The 9,109-nt window shown below is 53.4% G+C and carries 3 protein-coding genes; all 3 read left to right on the forward strand.

The features are described from left to right. Positions 1-2,160: SDR family NAD(P)-dependent oxidoreductase (locus tag P2W70_RS30550; protein WP_276485400.1), on the forward strand; the 2,160-nt coding region annotated here is incomplete at its 5' end. Positions 2,161-2,182: 22 nt separating this feature from the next. Next, complete coding sequence (locus tag P2W70_RS30555) at positions 2,183-6,661, forward strand: MupA/Atu3671 family FMN-dependent luciferase-like monooxygenase (RefSeq protein WP_276485401.1); 4,479 nt, start codon at positions 2,183-2,185, stop codon at positions 6,659-6,661. Continuing rightward, the coding region (locus tag P2W70_RS30560) for a type I polyketide synthase (RefSeq protein ID WP_276485402.1) at positions 6,651-9,109 on the forward strand (2,459 nt) is incomplete at its 3' end. The genes P2W70_RS30555 and P2W70_RS30560, both read left to right, overlap by 11 nt.

Below are 9,109 nucleotides of genomic sequence, written 5' to 3' on the forward strand. Positions count from 1 at the left end.
CAACAAGGGAGCCGGGAAGAACTGGTATTTGTGGAAGTAGGGGCGGGCCAGTCGCTGATCAGTTTGCTGAAGCAGCAGCCGGTCGCAGAGCTGCCGGCAGCGTTCAACCTGGTACGTGGTATCCGGGAGCAGGCCGATGACCTGTACTACCTAACGAACCGCATTGGTCAGTTGTGGAGCAGTGGGGTGCCTGTTAACTGGACATCCTGGTACGACGGGCAGCAGCGCCGCAAGGTATCGTTGCCGACCTATTCGTTCGAACCGGTAAAGTATCCCACCGAAGTGGATCCGCTGGATGGCAGCGTCTTGTCGGAGCTTGGTTTGCTGGCACCACGTACTGAACAGGCTTTACAGCACTGGCTATATTACCCTTCCTGGAAGCGTGTGGTGTGGAAGCAGCCTTTGAAGGAGCCGCAGGAGCCGGGTAGCTGTTTGTTGATGTTGCCAGCAGCTATGGATGCTACAGCACTAAAAGATAAAATACTTGAATATAATAAGGGTCAACTGGTGATCGAAGTGGTGGCCGGTACTTCCTACGTGTCATTGGGGGGAGGTCGCTACAGCATCGATCATACCGATCAACGACAATATGAGCAGCTGGTCGCCGACCTGGCTGCTGGTGGGCAAAGGATCAGGGAAGTCGTCTATGCCGCAGGGATACAGGTACGCGAAGGATTGCCGGCGCTGCACGCAGCCCATGCTGATCTGTGCAGTACCTATTTTGGATTGGTGTGGCTAATCCAGGCCTTGTTGCGCCAGGGCATGCTGCAGGATCAACGGATTGCCGTATTGACGGCAGGACTGCAAAGTGTAGTAGGGCACGAAGGTAGGTGCTACGCACAATCCCTGCTGCTGGGGCTCGTCAATGTGTTGCCGCAGGAGTACGCCGTAAACTGCTTCAATGTGGACCTGCTGGCGCCTGCTGATATCAATGATCATGCGGCGCAATTGGCTGCTGCTGTCCTTGGTCATCATGGACGTGAAGCACGGGTCATTGCCTTGCGGAATGGTCATTGGTGGTCGCCCCATTACCAGCAGCATGACCAGCCACTGGAGTTGCCGCCTGCGGCCATCCGGCAGGGTGGGGTATACCTGGTAACAGGTGGGCTTGGCAACCTGGGTTTTGTACTGGGAAGTTATTTGTTGCAACAATATGGCGCGAAGCTGGTCGTAACCGGCCGGCGGCGTGCAGAAGATATCAGTGGTGCGCACCTCGAAAGGTACAGGGCCCTGTGTGCCATCAGTAACGAGGTACACTATTGCTCCTGCGACGTGTCGGATGCCGATGCCTTTGGTGCGGCTGTTGCTGGCATCGTGCAACAGTTTGGCGACATACATGGCGTGATCCATGCGGCCGGGCTGATCGATGAACGCTACTTCGAAACGGTAGATGATATTTCTGTGCCGAAGACCCTGGCCATGCTGCAACCCAAAGTGGCAGGTATAGAAAACTTATACAACCAGTTCCGCCACCGCAAGCCCGATTTTGTATGGCTTGCCTCCAGTCTCGCTACGGTGCTGGGCGGTTTGGGGTTCAGCAGCTACACGGCTGCCAACCTTTATATGGATCATTTGGTGATGGCGAAAGCCGCTGAATTGCCGGCGTGGCGTAGTGTTGGTCTTGGAGGAATGGCATTTTCGCGGGAGGAGATCCAAAAAGAATCAGGTCCTGTTCGCTTTGCACTGAAACCAGCAGAGCTTGTCACCCTATTTCACTGGAGCCTGGGGGATAGGGGCAGTCAGGTATTGATCCAATCCATTGAGCCGCTGGCGGCACGTATTCACCGTATATATGAACTGGAAAGGGATAGATCGCTGAACGATGAACCTGTACAACAGGACCAGCCAGGGGCGGAAAGACCGCGGATGTCTACCCTTTTTACGGCCCCGGAAACCGCCACGGAGATCCGCCTTACACAGTTGTATGAACAGTTTTTCGGCATATCGGGTATTGGTACCAATGATAACTTTTTTGAATTGGGGGGCGATTCGCTCAAAGGGATGATGTTGATGAAGCGGATACGAAGGGAGTTGGGCGTCGAGATTACCCTCACCGATTTTTTAACGAATACAACGCTCCGCCTGCTGTCGGCAAGGATCGATGAGCGGACATGGGTTGCCACTGCAGGCGTACCACTTGAAAATGAAATAGTCATCTGATCCAATCAAACCACTTATGGAGATGGAAAGTATTTTAAAGAGACTCAGGGAGCAGAATATCGTGATTTCGCTGGAGAATAACGACCTGAAGATAAAGTTCAATGGGAAAGGGTTGCCGCCCGAATTATTGCAGGAGCTTCGTGACAATAAGCAGCAACTGGTACAATACCTCTCAGGTCTGGAAGCCGGCAAAAACGATCGTATACAACCGATAGGGCGGCAGGAAAGTTATCCCCTGTCTTCTGCACAAAACAGGTTGTGGATACTGTGTCAGTTCGAAGGTGCTAGTCGTGCTTACAATATGCCCGGCGTGTATGTGCTGGAGGGAAAGATGGATGTCAGTGCGCTGGAGGATGCATTTGGCGCCCTGGTGGCGCGGCATGAAATACTTCGTACGTCGTTTCGTGAAGACCGGTATGGGGAGATCAGGCAGTTTGTGCACCCCGCAGAGGAGGTGGATTTTCAACTCCTGTATAATGATTGGCAGGCGTCAGATGATGCAGCCGCATTATTGCAAGAGGCAATCCGGTCGGATATACGTTATTCTTTTCAGTTGTCCGCCGCGCCTTTGTTGCGTGCCTGTATATACCAGGTAGCGCCGGAGAAATACGTCTTTACGTGTGTGATGCATCATATTGTCAGCGATGGTTGGTCGCTGGAGGTATTGTTTTCAGAATTGCTGGCGTTGTACCATGCCCTGCTGCATGGTACGGCGATTGCCCTGCAGCCACTTCGGATCCAATACAAGGATTACGCCTATTGGCAGGATCAGCAGTTGAATCATTCGGCTGCCAATGTTCATAAATCGTGGTGGTTGCAGCAACTGGCGGGCGAACTGCCCGTGCTGCAGTTGCCGGAAGATTTTCCGCGGCCCCGCGAGAAAACCTATCGCGGCGGCAGGGTGACCCGCAGCGTCGACAAGCAGACCATGAAGGCCTTCAGGCAGTTTTGCCAGGCCCGGGATGCTTCGTTGTTTATGGGGCTGCTATCCGTCGTATACCTGTTGCTGTACCGCTATACCGGTCAAACCGATATTGTATTGGGTAGCCCAACGGCCGGCCGCGATCACATGGACCTGGAAGATCAGATTGGTCTCTACCTCAATACGATCGCCTTGCGAACACGTTTTTCGGGAGACGATCGGATGGATGAATTGCTGCACCGCGTCCGGGAGGTAACGCTGGGCGCCTTTGAACACCAGTCTTATCCTTTTGAACGATTGGTAGACGACCTGAATGTTCAACGTGACCTGAGCAGGAGCCCACTCTTCGATGTAATGGTTATCCTGCAGAACGCCTATGGGAAAGGCGGCGATGTAAAACAACATTTTGGTGATGTACGTGTCAGTGGCTATCCGTTCGAAGATCATGTCGTCAGTAAGCTGGACCTCACCTTCGACTTTGTAGAACATGCGGATGAGCTACAGGCCACCATCGAATTCAATACCGATATATACCGGGAGCAGACTGCGCAGCAACTGATCGACCACCTGCTGCAATTACTGCAAGCGGTGCTGGAGCATCCTGCTACCCCGCTCCATCAATTTGATTACTTAACGGCTACCGAAAAGCACCGGTTGCTGACAACTTTCAACGATACGCATACTGCGGTACCGGTACCCGATACCATCCTGCACATGCTGGAGGAACAGGTCAGGAAAACGCCCGAAGCAACGGCCCTGATCGTAGAAGGCCGGGTATTCTCGTACAGAATGCTGAATGAGCGGGCCAACCGGATCGGTCATTATTTACGCATAGCGAAGCAGGTAAAACGGAATGATCTCGTGGGGCTGCAGCTGGAGCGTAACGAGTGGATGCTTTTTTGCCTGCTGGGCATATTGAAAAGCGGTGCAGCCTATGTGCCTATCGACCCAACTTATCCGCCCGGCCGGATCGAATATATTCTTTCTGACAGCAACTGTGTGACGGTCATTGACGAACCATTGCTGGAGGATATCAAGGAACGACTGAGCGATTATGAGGCGACCGATGCCCCGATCAAAGTGCAGCCTGCCGACCTGGCTTATTGTATGTATACCTCCGGAACCACGGGCAATCCAAAAGGATGCCTGCTGACCCATGCCAATGTTGTTAATTTTTTCATCGGTATGAATGGTGTCTTTTCCCGCACACCTGGCACTTTGCTCGCCCTTACCAACAATACATTTGACATTTCAGTGCTTGAATTGGTATGGACCTTGACGAATGGCTACACGGTAGTGCTGCAGAAAGATGTGCTTGACGTGACGGCAGCGGGTAAAAAGCCCTTGAAGCCGATCGATTTCAGCTTGTTTTATTTTGGCAATGCCGATGCGGGCACTTTCGGCGATAAATATAAACTATTGTTCGACGGCGCTCAGTACGCCGATTGTAATGGCTATACGGCGGTATGGACGCCCGAGCGGCATTTTCATGAGTTTGGCGGATTGTACCCCAATCCTTCTGTGCTGGGCGCGGCGCTGGCTGCGGTGACTAAGCGGGTGCAGATCCGTGCGGGTAGTGTGGTGTTGCCACTACATCACCCTGTACGCATAGCGGAAGAATGGGCGGTGGTAGACAATATCTCTCATGGGCGTGTTGCCATCGCCTGTGCCTCGGGCTGGCATGTCGGCGATTTTATTTTTTCGCCCGCCAGCTATGCACGGAAAACAGCGGAGATGTACCGTCATATTGAAACGATCCAGCAGCTATGGCGTGGAGAACCGGTCGTATTTGAAGACGGCAATGGCAATCCTAAAAGTATCAACATCTATCCGCGACCCGTACAGGCACAGCTACCCTTGTGGATCACTTCTGCCAACAGTGCTGACACGTTTAGGTCGGCCGGTAAGCTCGGCGCGGGTGTGCTCACGCACTTGCTCGGCGAAACGGTAGAAGGGCTGGCTGTCAAGATACAGGCCTACCGGGCGGCATTTGCAGAAAGCGGCCACGATCCTTCAAAAGCAAAAGTGGCGTTGATGTTACATACCTATGTGGGGGAAGACATGAACTCGACCTATGAGAAGGCCCGCGGCCCTTTCATGGACTACCTGCGCACTTCCGTGGGGTTGTTGAAAGCGTTTGCCGTTGACCTGAATATGGACATCGAGGCGGAAAATTTTTCGGAAGAGGATATGCAGAGTTTGCTGGAACATGCCTTTGACCGTTATGTTACAACTGCCAGCCTGATCGGGACCCGTGAGTCCTGTACAAAAATGCTGGAGCGGTTGAGCGATATTGGTGTGGATGAGGTGGCCTGCCTCATCGATTTTGGCGTCGGGTACAAAGATGCAATGGAAGGATTGTACCGGCTTACGGCGTTGAAGGGTGAATACAACGCACATGCTGCACCACCGGCCACCGATCATTCCATTCATACACAACTTCAGCAGTACCAGGTGTCGCACCTGCAGTGCACGCCGTCGATGGCTGCGTTGCTGAAAACAGCGGAAGGCCCTTTACGTTCTCTGCGTACTGTGTTGCTGGGTGGCGAAAGATTGCCATTGTCGCTTGCCAACGAATTACACGAAGCGATACCGGGCCTGCAGTTGTACAATATGTATGGGCCAACGGAAACGACCATCTGGTCGGCCTGCGCACCGATCGGTCGGGATGCGGAAAAGATCGTCGTTGGAAAGCCCATTGCCAACACCGCTATCTATATTCTGGATCAACACCGGCAATTGTTGCCCCTGGGTGTTGCCGGTGAACTCTTTATTGGTGGAAAAGGGGTAGCGATGGGGTATCTCCACAAGGAGGAGCTGACAGCGGAACGTTTTGTGGACAGTCCCTTCGTAGCCGGTGACCGGCTTTACCGAACGGGTGATTTCGGTAAGTGGCTGCCCGATGGTTCGATCGAATATATTGGTCGTAAAGACGACCAGGTGAAGATAAATGGTCACCGCATAGAACTCGGTGAAGTAGAGGCGGCATTGCTGTCATATACGCAGGTTAGTGAAGTGGCCGCGTGGGTAAGGGTGTTGTCTAATGGCGAGAAAGAGCTGATTGCCTGTTTTGTTGGCAGCGAACCGATCGATGCGACGATACTGAGGGATTTTTTGCGCAATAGGCTGCCGGCATCTATGATACCTGCTCATTTTATACAAATGCCGCAGCTGCCGTTGACGGCGAATGGGAAAGTAGACCGTAAGCGGTTACCGGCGCCGGAAATGACCGTGCGTGCAGAGCACGCATTCGTTTCTCCACGCAATGCCATCGAACAACAATTGGTGCAGGTATGGCAGGAACTGTTGGGACGTGATCAGATCGGCGTAACGGATAATTTCTTCGACCTGGGGGGCAACTCCATCCGCATCGTTAAAATGGTGTCGCTGGTCAATAAAATGGGTGGTAAAAGGTTGTCGGTTGCTTCTGCCTTTCGCTTTCCAACCATCAGTGTACTGGCTGCCTACCTGAGTGAAGTAGAAGACAAGGATGGTGAAGGGCTCGTCAAAGAAATTGAAAATTCCGTGGATGTCATGGATCGAACAATGAGTTTATTAAATGCTGCCCATGAAGAATGATAAAAAGTACAGCGGCCTGGAAATTGCCATCGTAGGTATTTCGTGTAATATGCCGGGAGCGGCTGATAGACGTGAGTTCTGGCACAACCTGCAAAATGGCCTGGAATGTACGCACCGGATGTCGCGTGAGGAAATGCAGGCCCTCGAAATGGAAGAAGAGACGATCCGGAACGAGGCGCATATCCCGGTGGTGCCCGCACTGAAGAACAAAGATACTTTCGATGCGGCTTTCTTCGACTACACACCGGCAGAAGCTATGCTGATGAACCCCGTTCACCGGGCCCTGCATCAATGCGTATGGGAAGCGCTCGAAGACGCGGGCTGCTATCCGGAGCGCGTAAATGGTCCCATCGGTTTTTATGTAGGAGCAGGCGATGATTCCAATTGGCGCTTGTATGCGCGATTGAAGAACCGGACAGAGGGCATGGATAGTTTCAGTCTCAATAATATCAGCAACAAGGATTTTCTGGCCGGACTGGTTGCGTATAAGCTCAATTTGAAAGGGCCGGTGGTGGCCATCAATACGACCTGTTCCACTTCCCTGGTAGCGATTCATCAGGCCTGCAAAAGCCTGCTTTTTGGAGAGGCCAAGGTGGCATTGGCGGGCGGCATTACGTTGCGCAGTGAAATTCAGTATGGCTATTTTTACCAGGAAGGGATGATCTTTTCGAAAGACGGGCACAACCGTACTTTCGATGCAGGTGCAAGTGGAACGGTGGCCACGGAGGGGGCTGGCATTGTGGTGCTGAAACGTTTACAGGATGCGATCGATGACCATGATCATATATACTCAATTATCAAAGGAAGCGCTATCAACAACGATGGCAACCGCAAGGTTGATTTTACGGCGGTAAGCGTGGAGGGGCAGGTTGATTGTATCACCCGTGCGCAAAAAGTAGCAAGGGTTCCTGCGGAGAGCATCAGCTATGTAGAAGCCCATGGTACGGCGACCCGGCTGGGCGACCCCATCGAGGTGGAAGCCCTCAACGTCGTATTTAACCATTGTATGGAGCGATCCTGCGCTATCGGTTCTGTAAAGACGAATATTGGTCATCTGGATACTGCTGCTGGTGTTGCTGGGTTGATCAAAACGGCGTTGAGCTTGCAGCACCGTCAGTTGCCTCCGAGCCTTCACTTCGAAGTGGCCAATCCGGAGATCGATTTTGCGGGTGGTCCTTTTTATGTAAATACGTCGCTACAGGATTGGGTGCGCCGGGGCGACTGGCCTTTGCGTGCTGGTGTGAGTTCCTTTGGTATCGGTGGCACCAATGCGCACGTGATACTGGAAGAAGCGCCGGCTGTGGAAAGCAGTGACGCGGGACCAGCCAACAAGTTGTTGACGGTGTCGGCACGGACGGCACAATCGGTGAAGCGGTACCTGGAGAGGCTACTCCGTTTTTTAGGAGAAGAACCAGACCTCAACCTGGGTGACCTGTGTTATACGTTGCAGACCGGTCGCAAAGCCTTCGGGTACCGTTGTACCACGGTTTTCCGCGACCGTGCCGATCTGCTGGATCAGTTGTCCGGTGGGCGGCTTGCGGGGCAGGTGCGCCGCAGTGCCGACCGTAGTGTGGGGGTCGTGTTCCTGTTCTCGGGCCAGGGATCGCAGTATGCGGGTATGGGCCGCGACCTGTATGAACAGGATGCGGTGTTCCGTGCTTATATGGATAAAGGGTTCTCGCTGTTGCAATCGCTGACGGGTGAGGACCATCGTTCGATATTGTATGGTGAGGAAGGTGGTAAGATCAACCAGACAAAATATACACAGCCCTTGCTGTTTCTGCTGGAATATGCTTTGTCGATGTGGCTGGGTCAACTGGGGATCGTACCGCGTTATATGCTGGGTCATAGTCTGGGAGAATATACGGCTGCGTGCGTAAGCGGTGTTATCGCTTTTGAGCAATGCCTTGAACTGGTTGTGCGGCGGGGTGCTTGTATGAATGCCGCGCAACCGGGATCGATGGTGAGTATTTCGCTGAGTGAAGCAGCCGTGCAGGTATACCTGCAGGAAGGGTTGTCGCTGGCAGCAGTGAACGGCCCGGAGCAGGTTGTGCTATCGGGTGAACTGGCTGCGATTGACCGGCTGACGCAGGCGCTGGAGGCCGACGCTGTTGTATACCGGGTGTTGCATACGTCGCATGCCTTTCATTCGGCAATGATGGAGGAGGCCGGCGCCTCGTTCTTGCCCTACTGGAAGCACGTATCGATCCAGAAGGCTACGATCCCTTTTATCTCCAACGTTACCGGTGGGTTCATAGGCGCATCAGAGTTGGAGCATGCGGACTACTGGGTGCGGCAGATGCGGGAGGGGGTGCAGTTCTCCAAAGGGCTGCAAACGATCCTTCAACAAGGGAGCCGGGAAGAACTGGTATTTGTGGAAGTAGGGGCGGGCCAGTCGCTGATCAGTTTGCTGAAGCAGCAGCCGGTCGCAGAGCTGCCGGCAGCGTT

The sequence above is a fragment of the Paraflavitalea pollutisoli genome, from assembly GCF_029360705.1.
GTDB lineage: Bacteria > Bacteroidota > Bacteroidia > Chitinophagales > Chitinophagaceae > Paraflavitalea > Paraflavitalea pollutisoli.